The following is a 19,574-nucleotide window of genomic DNA, read 5'->3' as shown; positions in this document are numbered from 1 at the left end:
TTTATTTTTTACTTTTTATTAAGATGGCTCTTCTCCATCTAATAATGGTACTGTTTGAGGCACGAAATCTTTTCCGTGAACATACTCACCATTTTCATCTGTTTTACTGTAATCGTAAGCCCATCTGTGAACTTCAGGAATTTCTCCTGGCCAGTTTCCATGGATATGCTCTACAGGGGTAGTCCACTCTAATGTATTTGCATTCCAAGGGTTTTGCGTAGCTTTTTGACCTCTATACATAGAGATAAAGAAGTTAGCAATAAAGATTAACTGAGCAGCTCCACCGATAATAGCCATGATAGTCATGAATACGTTAATATCGGCTAAATCGTCAAACATTGGGAAGCTTGTGTTTGTATAGTAACGACGTGGTAAACCAGCTAAACCAATAAAGTGCATTGGGAAGAATACTCCGTAAGCTGTAATAATTGTTAACCAGAAGTGCCAATAACCTAATGTTTTGTTCATCATTCTACCATACATTTTAGGGAACCAGTGATACACACCAGCAAACATTCCTAACAAGGCAGATACCCCCATTACCAAGTGGAAGTGAGCCACTACGAAATAGGTATCGTGAACATTAATATCTAATGCTGAATCTCCTAATACTAATCCTGTTAAACCTCCTGTTACGAATGTAGAAACTAATCCGATAGAGAACATCATAGCTGGGTTTAACTGTAAATTACCTTTCCATAGTGTAGTTACGTAGTTAAACGCTTTTACTGCTGATGGAATTGCTATTAATACTGTTGTAAATGTGAATACAGAACCTAAGAATGGATTCATTCCTGATACGAACATGTGGTGACCCCATACGATTGTAGATAAGAATGCAATTGCCATAATAGATCCAACCATTGCACGGTATCCGAAGATAGGTTTACGTGCGTTAGTAGAAATTACTTCAGAACTAATACCTAATGCTGGTAATAAGATGATATATACCTCAGGGTGACCTAAGAACCAGAATAAGTGTTCAAATAATACTGGTGAACCTCCTTGGTAGTGTAATACTTCTCCAGAAATAAAAATATCTGATAAGTAGAAAGAAGTACCAAAGCTTCTATCAAAAATTAATAATAATGCTGCTGATAATAATACTGGGAATGAAATTACACCAATAATTGCTGTAATGAAGAAAGCCCACATTGTTAACGGCAATCTTGTCATTTTCATTCCTTTGGTACGTAAGTTTAAAACTGTTACGATATAGTTTAATGATCCTAGTAAAGATGAAGCAATGAAAATTGCCATAGATACTAACCATAATGTCATACCTGTACCTGAACCTGGAATTGCTTGTGGTAAGGCAGATAATGGCGGATAAATTGTCCATCCTGCAGATGCTGGTCCTGCTTCCACAAACAGTGAAATAATCATGATTACTGATGATAAAAAGAATAACCAGTATGATACCATATTTAAGAATCCTGAAGCCATATCACGTGCTCCAATTTGTAACGGAATTAAAAGGTTAGAGAAGGTACCACTTAAACCTGCCGTTAATACAAAGAATACCATGATTGTACCGTGTATTGTAACTAACGCTAAGTACATATCTGGGTTCATAATTCCATCTGTTTGATGGTTACCTAAGAACGCTTCAACAATTGAAAACGACGTATCTGGCCATGCAATTTGTAAACGAAACAACATAGACATAAAACCTCCTATGATACCCATAAATATACCTGTAACTAGGTACTGCTTAGAGATCATTTTGTGATCTTGACTAAAGATATATTTAGTTACAAATGTTTCTTTGTGATGATGATCTGACATAATCTTTATATACTTTTAAAAAATATCTTATTTAATTACTTGAGCTAATGTTTTTTGTTCTGACAACCATTTGTTGTATTCCTCTTCTTCTACAACAGTAATTTTCATTTGCATATTGTAGTGAGACGCTCCACAAATTTTATTACATAATAATACATAATCAAACTCATATGGGTCTTCTCCTTTAGCTCTTCTAATTTTGTTAATTCCTTCCGTTTTAGCAACCACTTCTGAATTCTGACGCATTTCAGCAGTTGTATACTTTGGTGTGAAAGCAAATTGAGTAACCATACCTGGAACACAGTTCATTTGCACTCTAAAGTGAGGCATATAAGCAGAGTGTAATACGTCTTGTGAACGGAACTTGAATAATATCTTTTTACCTTTTGGTAAATACAATTCTGTTACTTGCTTATCGTCTTGTGCACTTGGGTCAGACATGTCTACACCCATAGTGTTAATTCCTTTGATAAAGTTTACATTACCAAGACCTAATTGGTTGTCTTCACCTGCATAACGAGCATCCCAACGGAATTGTTGAGAGTAAACCTCAATAACAATTGGGTTTTCATCGTCTCCAACATACATAATATTGTTCCAAGCCCATAAACCGTATCCGATTAACAGTACAATTGTTACTGCAGGAATTGTTGTCCAAATTAACTCTAATTTGTGGCTATCAGCATAAAATAATGCTTTGTTGTTTTTATTTCCTCTGTACTTATAAGTAAAGAAGAAAATTAAAAACTGCATTCCGAACTGAACGATTCCAATTAACCAAAATGTAATATTGAATAAGTTATCGTCATGCTCTCCTTCAACAGAAGCAGCTTCAGGTAACATGATTACATTCATTGCTATTAAGCAATAAATCATCATTGCATAAAGGAATGCTAGGAAAGCTAACGAGTATTTAGCTTGTTTTTCGTTGTCTTCATCTGTAGCAATTACAGAACGGAAATTCATTATACGAGTAATTTGCCAAAAACTTACTCCGATTGCAACTGCTATGAAAATATAAAATAAAGCGAGCATATTATCTAAACTATTTGTTTATTAATTCTTTTTAATTAATGATGATTACTATCTTCTCCTGTGTGTTCGATGTTGTAGTAATGATAGGTTTCACTTTCGTGTAAGTAAGGGTTTCCTTTTGGTACTGGATTAGCTTTAGCAAATGCACTAAACGTAGCAAAGATAAATAATCCTGTAAAGAATAATAATCCGCTTATTTCACCAATTCCGAATCCCCATTGACCACCAACGGTACCTGGCATAATCATTACAAATAAGTCAATATAGTGACCTGCTAAGATTACAACACCACCTAAGATTACAAACCAAGGTCTGCTCTTAAAATCACTGTTGATTAATAATAATACTGGGAAAATAAAGTTCATTACAACCATTGCTAAGAACGGCACCTTGTATTCATTGAAACGTAATAAGAAATATGTTGTTTCTTCTGGCATGTCTGCATACCAAATTAACATGAATTGAGCGAACCATAAGTACGTCCAAAATACTGAGAAACCAAACATAAATTTCGCTAAGTCATGAATATGGCTATCATTTACTAATGGTAATACTCCTTTTGAGCGTAAGTAAATAGTTACCATAGCAATTACTGTTAAAGCAGATACTAAGAAAGTAGCTAATACATACCATCCAAATAAAGTTGAGAACCAGTGTGGGTCGATACTCATAATCCAATCCCATGATGCCATACTTTCAGTAATCATAAAGAATACTAAGAAAATAACTGTAGCATTATAGTTTTTCTTGTGTTGTTTTAAGTCTCCATTATCTTGTGCTAAAGACCACTTTCTGATAATGAAATAGTAAACATTCCATCCTGCTAAGTATACAATACTTCTAATTAACCATCCTGGAGTGTTTAACCACCATTTTTTACCATCTACAATAGCATCGTAGTTTTCACTTGTAGGATCAGTTACTCCTTCTCCCATCCAAGTAAATAAGTGGTTCATGTGCATCGCTGTTAATATTAAGAACGCTAACATGAAAACACTTACGTAATGTATGTTTGAAGAAATAGCTTCCATTACTCTGTGTAATACTACTGACCATCCTGCTTGTGCAACGATTTGAGATCCATAAAAAGCTAAAACTAATAACGTGATTCCTAAAGAGAATAATAAAGCTACATACATTGCAGACCATGGTCTGTTTTGCATTTGGTGTAAAGCGTGCTCTGCGTGAGCATCATGATCTTCACCATGTGCCTCAGCTACTGCATGAGTTTCTTCTTTTACTTCAGTTTGTGCTACTTCTTCCTTAACTTCAGCTTCATTTGCATTAACAACTGTTGAGTCTTGTTCTTGCTCTGCAGTACTAACTGTAGGCTCTTCTACTTGAGTTGCTGTGCTATCCGCTTGAGTTTCTTCAGTAGCTACTTCTTCTACATGCTCTTCTACTTTAGCTTCTTCAGCATGCTCCTCTTCAGTGTGAGTAGCTGTTGCTTCATGACCACCATGGTGAGCATCTTGTTTTGCTAAAATTTCTTTTGCTTCTTCTAATGTTTTAGGTGCTGAAAAGAAACTATAACCTGTTCCTAAAAGTCCTACAGCCATTAAAACAATAGCTAGCATTTTTAATTTTCCTGAAAACTGGTACATATCTTAACTATCTATTATAGACTTATTTTAATTCGCTTCTTAATTTTTCTACGTATTGTACAACTTGCCAACGCTCGTTGTATCTTAACTGTGACGCGTGAGATCCCATTAAGTTTTTACCATACATAATTACGTGGTAAATGTTTCCTGGTGTTAACTCTCTATCGGTATAACTTGGAATACCGTTGAATTTATCTCTTTGAGATAATACTCCGTTTCCGTCTCCTTTTGTACCGTGGCAAGAAGCACAGTAAATATCGTATAACACTTTACCTTTTTCTAAGTTTTCCTCAGTTGTTGGTAATGGGTTTTTTAATTCTGCTTTCGCTTTTTCATATCCTTCATTTGTATCAGGAATATCATAAGCTACTACACCATTTCTACTCACAGTACCTGCCACAGGTAGTTTATTTACCATGTCCTTATTTACGCCTTCAGCACCGTTAGCATCGTAAGGTACAGACACATACATATCTGGCATAAACTGTACTTGTGGTTTGCGTTTATCGTTACAAGAACTTAAGCTTGTTGCTACTACAGCTAAAGCGATAATTATTTTTAAACTCTTCATATCTCTTTATTAGTGCGTTTCTACTACGTTAATTTCTACAGCTCCTGTTGTTTCTAACAATGCTACTAACTCATCTTCGTTTCCATGAACTGGAACTTCCATTAGGAAATGATCATCTGTAGTTCTTGGATCTGGGTTTTCAGCTTCCTTAAATGGCCAAATTCTACTTCTCATATAAAAAGTGATTACCATTAAGTGTGCTGCGAAGAATACTGTTAATTCGAATAAAATTGGCACGAAGGCTGGCATGTTAGCTGCCCAAGAAAAGTTTGGTTTACCACCAATGTCTTGAGGCCAATCAGCAATCATAGTATACCATGTTAACCATACTGCTACTGATAAACCTGTAATACCGTATAAAAAAGCAGTAATAGCTAAACGTGTTGGAGCTAAGCCCATTGCTTTGTCTAATCCGTGAACTGGGAATGGACAAAATACTTCTTCAATATGATGATTTTCTGACTTTACTTTCTTAACGGCATCCATTAAGATATCATCATCATTGTATAATGCGTGAATTACTTTATTAGTGCTCATTGTTCTCTTCTCTTGATTTTTTAAAATTCTCACCTGATGATTTCAAAATAGTCTTAATCTCTGCCGTAGGGATTACTGGGAATGTTCTTGCATATAATAAGAATAATACAAAGAAGAACCCGATAGTTCCTATAAAGATACCTACGTCTACAAACGTTGGTTCAAAACGCCACCATGTAGATGGTAATTGTCCTTTACTTAATACAATTGCGATAATATCAAAACGCTCAAACCACATACCGATATTAATTACAATTGAGATAATGAAAGACCAGATAAAACTTCTTCTAATCTTTTTGATCCATAATAACTGTGGAGTGAAAATGTTACAGATTAATAACGACCAGAATGCCCATCCATAAGCTCCTGCTTCAGCACCAAACGATAAGTATGTATAGTTTTCATAAGGAGAACCTGTATACCATGCTATGAAGAATTCAGTTGCATAAGCTACAGCTACAATACCACCTGTTAAAATAATTACGATGTTCATATACTCTACGTGTAAACGCGTAATATATGCTTCCATGTTCGTAACCTTACGCATAATACCTAATAAGGTTTGTACCATTGCGAATCCTGAGAAGATCGCCCCTGCTACGAAGTAAGGAGGGAAAATTGTTGAGTGCCATCCTGGGTTGATAGAAGTAGCGAAGTCCATCGATACAATTGTGTGTACAGAAAGTACTAATGGAGTTGCTAAACCTGCTAATACTAACGACACTTCTTCAAAACGTTGCCAGTCTTTAGCTCTACCAGACCATCCGAAAGATAATAATGCATAAATTTTCTTTTGGAAAGGTTTTACAGCTCTATCACGAATCGTTGCAAAATCAGGTAATAAACCAGTCCACCAGAAAACTAATGATACCGATAAATACGTAGAAATCGCGAATACATCCCATAATAATGGCGAGTTAAAGTTAACCCATAATGATCCGAATTGGTTAGGAATTGGTAATACCCAGTATCCGTTCCATGGACGTCCCATGTGAATAATTGGGAACAATCCTGCTTGGAATACCGCAAAAATTGTCATCGCTTCTGCAGAACGGTTAATTGCCATTCTCCATTTTTGACGGAATAATAATAATACGGCAGAGATAAGTGTACCGGCGTGACCAATACCTACCCACCATACGAAGTTGGTAATATCCCATGCCCAACCGATGTTTTTACTTAATCCCCAAACACCAATACCTGTTCCTACGGTGTAGAAGATACATCCAAATCCCCATAACATTGCTGCTAAAGAGATATAGAATGCTATATACCAATTTTTGTTTGCTTTCCCTTCAATAGGTCTAGCAATATCTTCAGTAATATCATGGTAACTCTTGTCACCAAGTATTAAAGGTTCTCTATAAGATGATTCGTAATGAGACGACATAAATCTATATACTTATTAATTTTACTATTAAGCTTCGTTTGTATTTCTTACTTTCACTTGATACACTACGTTTGGTTTTGTACCAATATAATCTAACACGTGGAAAGCTCTTTTATCTTCTTTTAATGCTGTAACTGTATCTTCAGAATTGTTTATATCTCCAAACACCATAGCTCCAGTAGAACAAGCAGATGAACATGCTGTTTCAAACTCATCTTTGTTAACAGCTCTACCTTCTTTCTTAGCCTTTAAGATAGTAGCTTGTGTCATTTGAATACACATAGAACATTTTTCCATAACTCCACGAGAACGAACTACTACGTCTGGGTTTAATACCATTTTTCCATACTCGTTGTTCATATTAAAGTCAAACTCGTTGTTTTCAGCGTAGTTAAACCAGTTGAAACGACGAACTCTATATGGACAGTTGTTTGCACAGTAACGAGTACCTACACAACGGTTATATGCCATTTGGTTTTGACCTTGACGACCGTGAGATGTTGCTGCTACCGGACATACTGTTTCACATGGTGCGTGGTTACAGTGCTGACACATCATTGGTTGGAAAGCAACCTGTGGGTTTTCAGCTGGATTTTCTAAAGCATCAAATAAATCTCCTTTGCTTAATTCTAATACTTTTTCAGTATATCTTCTTTCAACTTCTTGGTTCGCTAAGTTAGGGTTCTGAGCTTTGAACTCTTCTAACGTCATTGTTGCTTCGTGTTGCTTATCTACAACAGTTGAAGAATAATAACGGTCAATACGTAACCAAGCCATATCTCTACCTACCCTCATCTCATCTTTACCAACAACAGGCACGTTGTTTTCTGCGTGACATGCAATAACACAAGCCCCACATCCTGTACAAGATGTTAAGTCGATAGATAAGTTGAAATGGTGTCCTAAACTTCTATCATGCTCATCCCATAAGTCGATTTTACTTCCCTCAACTTCTTGGTGATCGTAAGAAACCATAAATGGTTTGTTCCATGTATGTTTAGGATCTAAACTCTTATCGTTTACTTCTTTTAAAGTAGCTTCTTTTAAGATATCATGACGACCAGCTAAAGTGCTTTGTACTTGCATACAAGCAAACTTGTGCCATCCTGAAGCTTTTTCAATAGAAACGTTGAATTGTACGTTATTTCCGTTTTGATAGAAAGGATATGCGTTGATACCTACTTGCATCTCTGGCTTTAATCCTTGAGTTCTACCATAACCTAATGCTAAACCAACTGATCCTTTAGCTTGACCTGGTTGAATTATTACTGGAATTTTGTTAATTGTAACTCCATTAACCGTTACATTAGCATAGTTACCGTTAATTGCTCCATTATCTTTTACTGGGTTTTCAAAACCTAATTCTTTAGCATCTGCCATAGAAACGGTTAAGTAGTTATCCCAAGAAGCACGGGTAAGAGGATCTGGTAACTCTTGTAACCAAGGGTTGTTGGCTTGCTTCCCGTCTCCTAATGCAGTTGATGAATATAAGTTTAATTCAAATCCTGAAGCACTGTTAGCTAACTTTACTAATCCTACTGCTGCTGCATTTACATCTGTAGTAGATTCAAAAGCAACATCTTCAGTAATAGTTGTAGCTTTAAAGAAACCATCATGTAATGCTTGATTCCAAGAAGCTCCTCCTAAAACATTAGTACTCCAAAACTCTTTTAAAGTATCATAGTAATTTACTGTACTACCTGACCACTTTAATAAAACATCTTGTAACTGACGTGTATTAAATAATGGTTGAATAGTAGGCTGCATTAAACTATAAACACCTTCTTTAGCCATAACATCTCCCCAACTCTCTAAGTTGTGAGGTGCTGGCAATGTATATTGTGTAGCATTAGCTGTTGCATCATTCTGAGTAGATAAGGCAACAGATAATTTTAAGTTTTTAATTCCTTCTGCAAAATCAGCTGCATTTGCTAAAGAATAAACTGGGTTTACGTTATACGTAACTAAACCTTTTACTTTTCCTGCTTTAATATCTGCTACTAATTGTGCAACTTCAGTATCGTTACCTTGGCGAGTTAAGTTTACCGCTTTTGTATCGATTACTTCACTGTTTAATGCGTTGTTAATTGCTAAGGCAATTAATTGTGCATTTTTATCATTTAATCCAGTAACTACAACTCCCTTTGAACCTGCTTTTTTAAGATCGTTAGCTAATTGCTTAACCTCTGCATCAAAAGCGGTTGCTTTAGAAGGAAGAGAACTTCCTGTTACTGCATTGTATAAATTGATTAAAGCGAAAATTTGTTCAGATGGCTTAGCTACAATTCTTTTATCGGCATTTGCTCCCGCTAAAGACATGTTAGCTTCTATTTGAACATGGTATGACATTTCACCTGTTGCTACTCTACGACCTTCTGCATAAGACTTTTCGTATCCGCCTTGCCAATCACCAATAAAATCTGCCCCTATGGACGCGATTACTCCTGCTTTACTAAAATCGTAGTCTGGTAAAGCTCTCTTACCATACATAGCTTCAAAAGCATCAGCTGTAGCACTTTCAGAAATTGCATCATATACTACGTGCTTAACATTTGGATAAGCTGCGATAAAATCAGCAATAACTTTATCAGTAGAAGGACTCGCTAAAGTTCCTGTTAATAACACTACTGGTTCGTTAGCGTTCTTTAACTCGTTTAATTTAGCCACGATTTCTTTATCCGCATCAGCCCAAGAGATTTCAGTTTCACCTTTTCTTGGTTCTCTTAATCTTAATTTACCATCATACAATGATAAAACCGATGCTTGCGTACGTGCGCTAGTTACACCTCCTGCCTCTTTATTAGGCATGATTTGAATTGGACGCCCTTCACGTGTTTTAACTAATACGTTTGCGAAATCAAAACCATCTGCTATTGTAGTTGCGTACCAATCAGCAACACCTACTACGATATTATTAGGTTGCACTACATAAGGAATTGATTTTCTTACTGGACCTTCACAAGCTGCTAAAGAAGCTGCTGCAGTGGTAAATCCAACATATTTCAAGAAATCTCTACGTGATGTTGATGAAGTTTCTAAGGTTTCTTTATCGCCTAAAAACTCATCTGTAGGGATATCTTGTACAAACTCATTATTACGTAGCGTTTCAACAATAGAACTTCCTTTAAGTTCCTCAACACTTTGCCAGTATTTTTTGTCTGAAGCCATTTATATATGTGTTTTTCTACTTTCTAATTTGATTAATAGTGGCACTTACCACACTCTTTTCCTCCTAATTGTGCAATTGTTACTTGCTCAACACCGTACTTTTTAGCTAATTCTTCGTGAATTTTAGCATAGTATTCATTACCTTTTAAGTCTACCTTAGTATCCTTATGACAGTCGATACACCAACCCATTGTTAATGGAGAATATTGATACACTTCTTCCATTTCTTCTACTGGCCCGTGACATTTTTGACAAGCAACCCCACCTACTGTTACGTGTTGTGAGTGGTTAAAATATGCAAAATCTGGTAAATCATGAACTCTAACCCATTTTATTGGCTTAGTATTACCTGTGTATTCTAATTTTTCTGGATCCCAACCAGCAGCTTCGTAAATCTTAGCGATTTCTTTATCTAAGTCCGATTTTACTAACGTATGGTCATCCATTACTACTTTAGTATCTTCTGCTACTTCAGAAATATTCTTATGACAGTTCATACAAACATTTACAGATGGTATACCCGAATGCTTACTATGTTTTGCTGCAGAGTGACAGTATTGACAATCTATCTTATTATCTCCTGCGTGAATTTTATGCGAGAATGCAATTGGCTGAATTGGTTGATACCCTGTATCAACACCTACTTTAAACAACGTACCGAATAAGAAGTATGCAGCTATTAAAGCTCCAAAAATTACCGTTAACACTTTTAAGAATGTATTACGCTTAACACCCTCCCATAATTCAGCAGTCTGCCCCATTAAACCTGGCGTTTTTGGAGCTCCTTTTAACTCACTAATAGTTTTTAATAAACTACCAATGATTAAAAACGCTACAACAATTGCCGCTGCTAATATATAAATCAACCATTGAGGAGCTTGATCTCCTTGAGCTTGCACCGCAGTAGCATCACCTCCTGCAGCAGCTTTTTTCACCTCACCTACAGTTGTATAATACAAAATATCATCAATATTTTGATCAGTTAACTGAGGAAAAGCCGTCATGTTAGACCCATTGTATTCTTCAAAAATCGCAATAGCATCTTTATCTCCAGTAGCTCTTAAAGCAGCATTATCTTTAATCCATGCTTTTAACCACTCATTAGTCCTTTTCTCTTCAATACTACCTAAAGCAGGCCCTACAAGTTTTTTATCTAACTTGTGACACGAAGCACATAAAGACTTAAATAATTTCTTCCCTTCTTTTTGACGCGCTTCGTCTATATCTTGCGAGAACGCCGAAAAACTTACTAAGAAAACTAAAAAGAAAGCTAAACTCTTTGCTAGAGTTTTGGTTAACCGACTGTGATGATTCACACTTTTCATACTATAAAATATAAGTTTTGTATCTATTTTGGTACAATTTTTTCTGTTACACTAATTTTAAAATTAGCACACGGAAAGTTGCACAAAAGTACTACTTCTGTCTAAATTGTGAAATGTTAAGAGAATCCTAATCTGTAATTTATAACAATTCTAAATAACTAGCGTTAACAATGTATTAACTCACAAGTCATTACTTTTGTAAAAAGATTCATCAAAATGAAAAAACATAGCTTAATTATTACTTTTATACTTCTATTCTCAGCGGGTGTTTTTAGTGTTAACGCACAATCAAAATACACTGATAACAAAAACATTAACTCTTTAATAGAGAAAAAGAGAGCTTACAACAAGCACAACGGAACTGGTTACAGAATCCAACTATATTATGGACTTGAAAGACGCGCTAGAAGCATACGCAATAGGTTCAAAGTTGAATACCCTGATATTTACACCAAACTAACGTACGAAGAACCTAACTGGAAAATACAAGTAGGAAATTACAAAACACGCTTACATGCTGATAGGGCTTTAAATGAAATCCGAGAAAAATTCTCTGGCGCCATTGTAGTACCTATGTAATTAAAAATATTTTACCACATAAAAAAAGAGTAATCGAACAAACGATTACTCTTTTTTATTTACTGGCTAATTAATTATTAATAAGCCCTCTTATCATTTCCTTCATAAAAATTGATAAATGCTTGATTTACCACCCTGTGACCTCCATCAGTAGGATAATCTCCAGTAAAATACCAATCTCCTAAATTGTCTGGACAAGCTTTATGTAAACCACTTACTGGCTGAAAAATCACCTCGACATCAGCTTTTATCTCTGCAGTTTTTAACATTTGTGCAATCTTTTCAGAAACTTCTTCATCAGTAAACGGAGCATAAATTTCCTTAACGTAGTTTATCACATCTTTATCTTCACTGTTTTCTTGTTGCTTACATTTTTGATACACTTCATCAACAATATGATACTGATTTGTTTCTTTTAACAATTCCAACGCAGCTTTAAAAGCAATAAAATCGTTAATCTTAGCCATATCAATACCATAACAATCTGGATAACGTATTTGAGGCGCAGAAGAAACTACTACTATTTTCTTAGGATTCAATCGGTCCAAGATTTTAATAATACTTTTCTTCAAGGTAGTACCTCTTACGATACTATCATCAATAATTACTAAGTTATCGGTTGGTTTTACAACTCCGTAAGTAATATCGTATACGTGCGCTACTAAATCATCACGACTACTATCATCTGTAATAAAAGTACGTAGTTTTGCATCTTTAATAGCTATCTTTTCAAAACGTGGTCGTTTAGAAAGAATCTCCGTTACCTTTTCTTTTGATAATTTTCCTCCACCTGCTAAAATAGCATCTGTTTTCTGTTGATTTAACACATCTTCTGCTGCTTCCATCATTCCAAAAAATGATGTTTCTGCCGTATTTGGTATGTAAGAAAACACTGAATTTTCTATATCACTATCAATAGATTTTAAAACTTCAGGAAACACATATTTCCCTAAGTTTTTACGTTCTTCATAAATTGATGCATCACTACCTCTTGAGAAATAAATACGCTCAAACGAACATGCTTTTTTAGGACGTTGCTCTAAAATTGGCGACATGCTTGTTTGACCATTTTTCTTAATAATTAACGCATGACCTCTTTCAATTTCTTTTATTGAATCGATATCTACATTAAAAGCTGTTTGAATAACTGGACGCTCAGAAGCAACCACAACTACTTCATCGTCTTCATAAAAAAAAGCTGGACGAATAGCTGATGGGTCTCTCAACACAAACGCATCTCCGTGTCCTAACATACCTGCCATAGCATAACCCCCGTCCCAGTTTTTAGCCGAACGTTTTAAAATACGTTGAATATCTAAATGTTCTTCTATATAAGGAGAAGCATCCTTTTTATTAAATCCTTCTTCTTTAGCTTTCAAATATAAATCTGAAACTTCCGACTGCAAGAAGTGTCCTATTTTTTCTAAAATTGTTACAGTATCAGTAGACTCTTTAGGGTGTTGACCTAATTCAATTAAATCATTTAACAAATGTTTAGAATTAGTCATATTAAAATTACCAGCAACAATTAAGCTTTGATGTTTCCAGTTGCTTTGGCGTAAAAAAGGATGCACACTCTCTATAGAGTTTTTACCAAAAGTACCGTAGCGAACGTGCCCTAAAAATAAGTTTCCAATGTAAGGTACATTTTCTTCTTGCCAATTCACATCATCAACCTTATCTGGATTCTCTTCAAAAACTCCATTGATTCTATGATTAATTTTCCCAAAGATATCCTGGATTGGTTGTGATTGGTTGGAACGGATTCTACTTATATATCTTGTTCCAGGCTCTACATTAAATTTTATACTTGCTAATCCAGCACCGTCTTGCCCCCGGTTGTGCTGTTTCTCCATTAACAGGTACATTTTATTTACACCATAAAACGCGGTACCGTATTTGTCTTTATAGTATTGTAATGGCTTCTTTAAACGAACCATTGCAATTCCGCATTCGTGTTTAATAGCGTCACTCATTTAATTTCAAGTATTTAGTTGTGTTGTAGTTTTGTGTGTTGTATAAAAAAATCCGCAGCAAAAAGCGCGGATTTATAGTTTATGATAATGCTATATCAAATTGTGTTAATTCTTTAAACGCTTTTAAACGCGCTTGTACCTCTTCGCTAGTTAATGCCTCCATACGCTGTGTTCCGAATTTTTCAACACAGAACGATGCTAAGTTAGATCCATATATAATTGCACTCTTCATATTTTCGAATGAAATATCTTCGGTTTTAGCTAAATACCCGCAGAAACCTCCTGCAAATGTATCTCCAGCTCCTGTTGGGTCGAATACCTCTGCTAATGGCAATGCTGGTGCAAAGAACATATTTCCTTCATTGAATAATAAAGCTCCATGTTCCCCTTTTTTAATTACCACGTATTTTGGCCCCATTTCATGAATTTTCTTTGCTGCATTTACCAAAGAATATTCTCCACTTAACTGACGTGCTTCCTCGTCGTTAATTGTAATAACATCTACACGTTTTAAAACCTCGTGTAAATCGTTTAATGCTATATCCATCCAAAAGTTCATAGTATCTAATACTACTAACTTAGGTCTTTCATTCATTTGGTCTAAAACAGATGCTTGAGTTAACGGATGTAAATTACCTAACATTACAATCGGCGCATCTTTAAACGACTCTGGAACTACTGGTTGAAAATGCTCTAATACATTTAGTTCAGTCACTAAAGTATCACGAGAGTTCATATCATTATGATACTTTCCACTCCAAAAGAATGTTTTTCCCTCTTTTACAATCTCCACTCCATCTGTATTAATTCCTTTTTCGTTCATCATATCTAAGTATGATTGCGGAAAATCTCCTCCAACTACAGAAACCACTCCTGTTTGTACTCCAAACTGTGAAGCTGCTAATCCTACAAATGTTCCTGATCCTCCTAAGATTTTATCAGTTTTTCCAAATGGTGTTTCTATAGCGTCAAATGCTACTGTTCCTACTGCTAATAATTTACTCATAACTCTACTTAAAATTTCTTCAACTGAAGAAATGCATTTATTTCATTAAGTCTCTATAAATCACTAAGACTTAAATTTTTACTAATTATACTCATTAAGACTTAAACTCTCATGTTAACTGCCTTTTTTGTCGTAATTTTGCGTCTTTAATTAAAAACGGTCTTTTTGACTTTGCAAAAATAGTTTTAAAAAATGACTATCAAAGAAATACAAGAAGAAATTATTGACGAGTTTTCAATGTTTGAAGACTGGATGGAGCGTTATGAGTACATTATTGAGTTAGGTAAATCGCTGCCGTTAATAGATGAAGCATACAAACTGGATCAAAATCTAATTAAAGGATGTCAATCGAAAGTATGGTTGCATTCTGAGTTAAAAGGTGACACTATTGAGTTTACTGCCGATAGTGATGCTATTTTAACAAAAGGAATTGTGGCTTTATTATTGAGGGTATTTTCTGACCAAACACCTAAGGCAATTTTAGATGCAGATACTGACTTTATTGATGAAATTGGTTTAAAAGAACATTTAAGCCCTACGCGTGCTAATGGATTAGTATCAATGGTAAAGCAAATAAAGATGTATGCAATTGCTCAACAAAGCAAATTAGCGAATTAAAGAAGTTTAGAATTATGACTGAAGATAAATTAGAAGAATTAGGAGATAAAATCGTTCGTGTATTAAAAACAATTTTCGATCCAGAAATACCTGTTGATATATATGAGCTAGGATTAATTTATGATGTTTTCATATCAGAAGAGAATGATGCCAAAATATTAATGACATTAACTTCTCCTAACTGTCCTGTTGCTGAAACTTTACCTGTTGAAGTAGAAGAAAAAGTAAAAACTTTAAAGGAGATTAATAACTGTGAGGTTGAAATTACTTTCGATCCCACTTGGACTCAAGACATGATGAGTGAAGAAGCAAAATTAGAATTAGGAATGCTATAAGACTGATGGTATAACAACCAAAACACAAAGCATACAACTTTAAACTTTTCAACTAAAAGTATGTCAGAAGAAATTATAAATAGAGTTGCTAATAGCAAGCTTACTACAATAGATTTAGAAGATTTTTATCCTAAAGGTAATCGTGTAGTGTTTGATATTAAAAACTGGTTATTTGAAGAATTGATTCTTCGTGAAAAAGATTTTAGAGAGTCTGTAAAAAACCATGACTGGACTCAATACCAAGACAGTTATGTTTCTTTAACTTGTTCTACTGATGCTATTATTCCTTCATGGGCTTATCTTTTACTGACCACTGAACTTACCCCTTTTGCTAAAAAGATTGTTGTTGGCGACTTAACATTATTAGAAACTGTAGTATATCAAGAAATAATTCAACAGTTAGACACTTCCGAATATAAAGATAAGCCTGTAATAATAAAAGGATGTGCAAATAAGCCTATACCACCATCAGCATATACCCTATTAATTGAAAAAATTAAACCTATAGCTAAAACCATTATGTTTGGTGAAGCTTGTTCAACTGTTCCACTTTATAAGAGAAAAAAGTAATTTGATTTATAAACTCCTTAACTTACTACCTATAAATGAGAAAACTCTTTTTACTTCTATTTGTATGTTATTCTTTTTCTGTATTTCCCCAAAGAACTAAAAAAGATAGTATTTCAACATTAAAATTAATTAGTGCTCCTGCAGAAGTTAACTATAGCTCTACAATCATAAAACGATTCCTTACTCCTGAAGTATTGGTAAAAAAGAACCCACCAAAAAAATGGATGGTTACAGGAAAATATACTTTTTTATTCAACCAATCATCTTTTGCTAATTGGTCTGCAGGAGGAAACAATACGGTTGCAGGAAACATGACGCTTGGTTATGATTTCAACTACAAAAAAAAGAAATGGAACTGGGATAATAAAGTTATATCTGCTTACGGTTTAAGTTATGTTGACGGTCAAGGAATGAGAAAAACAGAAGACCAATTTGAATACAACTCTTTATTAGGTTTAAAAGCCTCTAAGCTTTGGTTCTTCTCATTTTTTAGCAATTTTAAAACGCAGTTTTCTAGAGGGTATGACTACAAGCAAGAACCAAAATTAGCTGTTTCTGACTTTTTCTCTCCTGCTTATTGGAGTTTTGGTCCCGGTATGCTTTGGAAACGAAATGACGATGCTAGGATAAACATCGCACCAGCTACAGCACGATATACATTTGTTTCTAATCAATTTTCAGGAAAATATGGTGTTGAAGAAGGTAAAACCTCAAAATTAGGGCTAGGTTTTAACCTTTCTGCTTACTACAAGAAAGAAATTATGAAAGATGTAACAATGGAAAATATTCTTGCCGTATATTCTGACTACCTTAACAACCCTCAAAATATCGACATAGATTATCAATTAAACTTTTTTGTGAAGATTAACAAAAACCTTTCAACAAACCTTAGTTTACATACTATTATTGATGATGACGCCTCTAGTAAAGTACAGTTTAAAGAAGTTTTTGGACTTGGATTAAATTATATTTTTCATAAAACGTGACTTTTAATCAATAACTTTGTCTAAGCTTTTTGTAAGGCGTACATTCGCGCCTTCAAAAAAATAAATTAAAATTTATCCAAATGAAAAAATTATTAGCAATCGCTGTTTTATTTAGTGCTTTAACAGCCAATGCCCAAGAAAAAAAAGATGAACCTAAAGAAGGATGGAAACGAAGTGGAAACATTTCTTTCCTATTCAATCAATCTGCTTTTAATAACTGGTTAGCCGGAGGTACAAACAACATTTCTGGTACTATTGGTTTAAACTACGATTTTAACTACACAAAAGGTGATTGGACTTGGGACAATAAATTAATTGCTTCTTACGGTTTAACAAAACTAAAAGGAGAAGAAATGAAAAAAACAGATGACCGTTTAGAGTTGAACTCTTTAGTAGGTAAAAAAGCTGGTGGGAACTGGTACTATTCTGCTTTTTTCAACTTTAAAACACAAATGTCATCAACTGATGTGAATGGTATTCAAACTTCGCACTTCTTTTCTCCTGCATACTTTCAATTTGGACCTGGTATGTTATGGAAAAAACACGATAACTTAAAAGTTAACATTGCCCCTGCAACTTCTAAATTAATAGTAATGCACGGACATTTAACCGAAATGGGAGATGCTTTTGGTGTTGCACAAGGAGAAACTACTCGTTATGAGTTAGGGGCTGCTTTAAACGCTTATTACAAGTTAGATGTAATGAAAAACGTTTCGGTAGAAAATATTTTAAACCTTTATAGCAACTACTTAGAAGATTTTCAAAATGTGGATATTGATTATACTGTTAATGTAGTGATGAAAGTTAACAAGTATTTATCTGCGAACCTTTCTATGCAAGCAATTTACGATGATAATGCTTTTGAAGGATTTCAAACAAGAGAGGTATTTGGTTTAGGTATTAATTACGGTTTTTAAAAACATTACTAAACACATATTCAAAACCTCAAGAAGTTCTTCTTGAGGTTTTCTTTTTTATGTATTTTAGCTTAAAATTTTAACGAATGACACTTTTAATTGTTTACGCAACTTTATCTATATTTTTCTCCTTTTTATGCTCCATACTTGAAGCTGTTTTATTAAGTGTAACACCCACTTTTGTTAATGTTAAAAAGAAAGAAGGTAAAGCGTACGCTGACGGTTTAGAAACCTTAAAAAAAGATGTAGATAAACCCCTTATAGCCATCCTTACTGTTAATACTATTGCACACACTGTAGGAGCTATTTTAGTAGGTGCCCAGGCAAAAAAAATATTTAGTGATGACGGCAATGGTGTTTTTATCGTTTCAGCTGTAATGACAATCTTAATTTTAGTAGCTTCAGAGATCATTCCTAAGACTATCGGAGCAACCTACTGGAAATCTTTAGCTGGCTTTTCAACAAAAGCTTTAAACATCTTAATCTTTATCTGCAAATACACTGGTATTATATGGGTACTTCAACTTTTTACCAAAATATTTGGAAAAGGAGCCCATGGTGAGAGTGTACTAAGCAGAGAAGATTTTACTGCAATGACTGACATTGCTGAACAAGAAGGAGTTTTTCATGAAAGTGAAGGAAAGGTGATTAGAAATATGCTAAACTTTAAACAAGTACAAGCAAAGCATATCATGACTCCCCGTACAGTTCTTACTACTGCTGATGAAAACCAAAGCATTGAAGCTTTTTTTAATGAAAATAGACCTTTGCGTTTTTCTAGAATACCTGTGTATGCTGAAAACCCAGATAATATAACAGGTTATGTTTTAAAAGATCAGTTATTACTTTCCTTGGTTGACAACAAAGGAAATGAGCCTTTAAAAACAATTAAACGTGAAATTATAATAGCTAGTAGAGAGTTATCTATTCCTAATTTATTTGAACGATTAATTGAGCAAAGAGAACACTTAGCGTTAGTTGTTGATGAGTATGGAGCGGTTAGTGGATTAGTAACCCAAGAAGACGTTATAGAAACACTTTTAGGCTATGAAATTATGGATGAAAGTGATAGCGTAGCCAATCTTCAAACTTTAGCTAGAAAGAGCTGGGAACAGCGCGCTAAGCGATTAGGAATTATTAATGATGATAGTGAAAATGAATAACTCATT

The 19,574-nt window shown here is 34.6% G+C and carries 17 protein-coding genes; 7 read left to right on the top strand and 10 right to left on the bottom strand.

The features are described 5' to 3' along the window. Nucleotides 1–18 precede the first annotated feature (18 nt). The 8 genes from Q0663_RS02460 to Q0663_RS02425 are packed head-to-tail and all read right to left on the bottom strand — an operon-like array spanning nucleotide 19 to nucleotide 11,418. Nucleotides 19–1,788, bottom strand: a complete 1,770-nt coding sequence (locus tag Q0663_RS02460; RefSeq protein WP_028891346.1) for a cbb3-type cytochrome c oxidase subunit I — start codon at nucleotides 1,786–1,788, stop codon at nucleotides 19–21. A gap of 27 nt (nucleotides 1,789–1,815) precedes the next feature. Then, entirely contained in the window at nucleotides 1,816–2,823 is a 1,008-nt protein-coding gene (locus tag Q0663_RS02455) for a cytochrome c oxidase subunit II (RefSeq protein ID WP_299005759.1), read from the bottom strand. Nucleotides 2,824–2,858: 35 nt separating this feature from the next. Beyond that, nucleotides 2,859–4,427, bottom strand: a complete 1,569-nt coding sequence (locus Q0663_RS02450; RefSeq protein WP_299005756.1) for a quinol:cytochrome C oxidoreductase — start codon at nucleotides 4,425–4,427, stop codon at nucleotides 2,859–2,861. A 22-nt stretch (nucleotides 4,428–4,449) separates the two neighbouring features. Further along, a complete protein-coding gene (locus Q0663_RS02445) occupies nucleotides 4,450–4,998 on the bottom strand; it encodes a cytochrome c (RefSeq protein WP_299005752.1) in 549 nt (182 codons plus the stop codon). 9 nt (nucleotides 4,999–5,007) lie between these two features. Continuing rightward, nucleotides 5,008–5,535: a DUF3341 domain-containing protein gene (locus Q0663_RS02440; protein WP_299005749.1), complete on the bottom strand. Its 528-nt coding sequence runs from the start codon at nucleotides 5,533–5,535 to the stop codon at nucleotides 5,008–5,010. Next, nucleotides 5,525–6,925 carry an NrfD/PsrC family molybdoenzyme membrane anchor subunit gene (gene nrfD / locus Q0663_RS02435; RefSeq protein ID WP_028891351.1) on the bottom strand — a complete coding sequence of 467 codons (1,401 nt, stop codon included), beginning with the start codon at nucleotides 6,923–6,925 and terminating at the stop codon, nucleotides 5,525–5,527. Before nrfD ends, Q0663_RS02440 begins: the two co-directional genes overlap by 11 nt. Nucleotides 6,926–6,952: 27 nt before the next feature. After that, nucleotides 6,953–10,093 carry a TAT-variant-translocated molybdopterin oxidoreductase gene (locus tag Q0663_RS02430; protein ID WP_299005746.1) on the bottom strand — a complete coding sequence of 1,047 codons (3,141 nt, stop codon included), beginning with the start codon at nucleotides 10,091–10,093 and terminating at the stop codon, nucleotides 6,953–6,955. Between the two features lie 32 nt (nucleotides 10,094–10,125). Further along, nucleotides 10,126–11,418, bottom strand: a complete 1,293-nt coding sequence (locus tag Q0663_RS02425) for a c-type cytochrome (protein WP_299005744.1) — start codon at nucleotides 11,416–11,418, stop codon at nucleotides 10,126–10,128. A gap of 216 nt (nucleotides 11,419–11,634) precedes the next feature. Here Q0663_RS02425 and Q0663_RS02420 point away from each other — a divergent pair, with 216 nt between their 5' ends. Next, nucleotides 11,635–11,997: an SPOR domain-containing protein gene (locus Q0663_RS02420; protein WP_299005741.1), complete on the top strand. Its 363-nt coding sequence runs from the start codon at nucleotides 11,635–11,637 to the stop codon at nucleotides 11,995–11,997. A gap of 77 nt (nucleotides 11,998–12,074) precedes the next feature. Here Q0663_RS02420 and Q0663_RS02415 read toward each other — a convergent pair whose 3' ends face one another. Together Q0663_RS02415 and Q0663_RS02410 are read right to left on the bottom strand one after the other, a co-directional pair. Beyond that, nucleotides 12,075–13,973, bottom strand: a complete 1,899-nt coding sequence (locus Q0663_RS02415) for an amidophosphoribosyltransferase (RefSeq protein ID WP_299005738.1) — start codon at nucleotides 13,971–13,973, stop codon at nucleotides 12,075–12,077. 79 nt (nucleotides 13,974–14,052) lie between these two features. Next, nucleotides 14,053–14,979 (bottom strand): PfkB family carbohydrate kinase, encoded by a 927-nt coding sequence (locus Q0663_RS02410; protein WP_299005735.1) that lies wholly within the window; start codon nucleotides 14,977–14,979, stop codon nucleotides 14,053–14,055. Nucleotides 14,980–15,171: 192 nt separating this feature from the next. Between Q0663_RS02410 and Q0663_RS02405 the strand changes: the two genes are divergently transcribed. The 6 genes from Q0663_RS02405 (at nucleotide 15,172) to Q0663_RS02380 (ending at nucleotide 19,568) form a co-directional block, all read left to right on the top strand. Beyond that, entirely contained in the window at nucleotides 15,172–15,597 is a 426-nt protein-coding gene (locus Q0663_RS02405) for a SufE family protein (RefSeq protein ID WP_299005732.1), read from the top strand. Nucleotides 15,598–15,611: 14 nt separating this feature from the next. Further along, complete coding sequence (locus Q0663_RS02400; RefSeq protein ID WP_115899355.1) at nucleotides 15,612–15,932, top strand: DUF59 domain-containing protein; 321 nt, start codon at nucleotides 15,612–15,614, stop codon at nucleotides 15,930–15,932. A 60-nt stretch (nucleotides 15,933–15,992) separates the two neighbouring features. Beyond that, the gene (locus tag Q0663_RS02395; protein WP_299005717.1) at nucleotides 15,993–16,502 is read left to right on the top strand and encodes a DUF2480 family protein; all 510 of its coding nucleotides are present in this window, start codon (nucleotides 15,993–15,995) and stop codon (nucleotides 16,500–16,502) included. 35 nt (nucleotides 16,503–16,537) lie between these two features. After that, nucleotides 16,538–17,488 carry a DUF3078 domain-containing protein gene (locus tag Q0663_RS02390; protein WP_299005714.1) on the top strand — a complete coding sequence of 317 codons (951 nt, stop codon included), beginning with the start codon at nucleotides 16,538–16,540 and terminating at the stop codon, nucleotides 17,486–17,488. A gap of 80 nt (nucleotides 17,489–17,568) precedes the next feature. Beyond that, on the top strand, nucleotides 17,569–18,405 hold the full coding sequence (locus Q0663_RS02385) for a DUF3078 domain-containing protein (RefSeq protein WP_299005712.1): 837 nt from the start codon (nucleotides 17,569–17,571) through the stop codon (nucleotides 18,403–18,405). 86 nt (nucleotides 18,406–18,491) lie between these two features. Then, entirely contained in the window at nucleotides 18,492–19,568 is a 1,077-nt protein-coding gene (locus tag Q0663_RS02380; RefSeq protein WP_299005710.1) for a CNNM domain-containing protein, read from the top strand. The last annotated feature ends 6 nt before the right edge of the window (nucleotides 19,569–19,574 follow it).

The sequence above is a fragment of the uncultured Tenacibaculum sp. genome (assembly GCF_947504135.1).
Classification (GTDB): Bacteria; Bacteroidota; Bacteroidia; order Flavobacteriales; family Flavobacteriaceae; genus Polaribacter.
This window is presented reverse-complemented; position numbering and strand designations above follow the sequence as displayed.

Excerpts from the sequence above, each read along its gene's own strand:
- Q0663_RS02425 (WP_299005744.1), bottom strand. The coding sequence starts at position 11,418 with ATGAAAAGTGTGAATCATCACAGTCGGTTAACCAAAACTCTAGCAAAG.
- Q0663_RS02405 (WP_299005732.1), top strand. The coding sequence starts at position 15,172 with ATGACTATCAAAGAAATACAAGAAGAAATTATTGACGAGTTTTCAATG.
- Q0663_RS02395 (WP_299005717.1), top strand. The coding sequence starts at position 15,993 with ATGTCAGAAGAAATTATAAATAGAGTTGCTAATAGCAAGCTTACTACA.
- Q0663_RS02440 (WP_299005749.1), bottom strand. The coding sequence starts at position 5,535 with ATGAGCACTAATAAAGTAATTCACGCATTATACAATGATGATGATATC.
- Q0663_RS02415 (WP_299005738.1), bottom strand. The coding sequence starts at position 13,973 with ATGAGTGACGCTATTAAACACGAATGCGGAATTGCAATGGTTCGTTTA.
- Q0663_RS02420 (WP_299005741.1), top strand. The coding sequence starts at position 11,635 with ATGAAAAAACATAGCTTAATTATTACTTTTATACTTCTATTCTCAGCG.
- Q0663_RS02400 (WP_115899355.1), top strand. The coding sequence starts at position 15,612 with ATGACTGAAGATAAATTAGAAGAATTAGGAGATAAAATCGTTCGTGTA.
- Q0663_RS02455 (WP_299005759.1), bottom strand. The coding sequence starts at position 2,823 with ATGCTCGCTTTATTTTATATTTTCATAGCAGTTGCAATCGGAGTAAGT.
- nrfD (WP_028891351.1), bottom strand. The coding sequence starts at position 6,925 with ATGTCGTCTCATTACGAATCATCTTATAGAGAACCTTTAATACTTGGT.
- Q0663_RS02390 (WP_299005714.1), top strand. The coding sequence starts at position 16,538 with ATGAGAAAACTCTTTTTACTTCTATTTGTATGTTATTCTTTTTCTGTA.
- Q0663_RS02460 (WP_028891346.1), bottom strand. The coding sequence starts at position 1,788 with ATGTCAGATCATCATCACAAAGAAACATTTGTAACTAAATATATCTTT.
- Q0663_RS02450 (WP_299005756.1), bottom strand. The coding sequence starts at position 4,427 with ATGTACCAGTTTTCAGGAAAATTAAAAATGCTAGCTATTGTTTTAATG.
- Q0663_RS02430 (WP_299005746.1), bottom strand. The coding sequence starts at position 10,093 with ATGGCTTCAGACAAAAAATACTGGCAAAGTGTTGAGGAACTTAAAGGA.
- Q0663_RS02445 (WP_299005752.1), bottom strand. The coding sequence starts at position 4,998 with ATGAAGAGTTTAAAAATAATTATCGCTTTAGCTGTAGTAGCAACAAGC.
- Q0663_RS02385 (WP_299005712.1), top strand. The coding sequence starts at position 17,569 with ATGAAAAAATTATTAGCAATCGCTGTTTTATTTAGTGCTTTAACAGCC.
- Q0663_RS02410 (WP_299005735.1), bottom strand. The coding sequence starts at position 14,979 with ATGAGTAAATTATTAGCAGTAGGAACAGTAGCATTTGACGCTATAGAA.
- Q0663_RS02380 (WP_299005710.1), top strand. The coding sequence starts at position 18,492 with ATGACACTTTTAATTGTTTACGCAACTTTATCTATATTTTTCTCCTTT.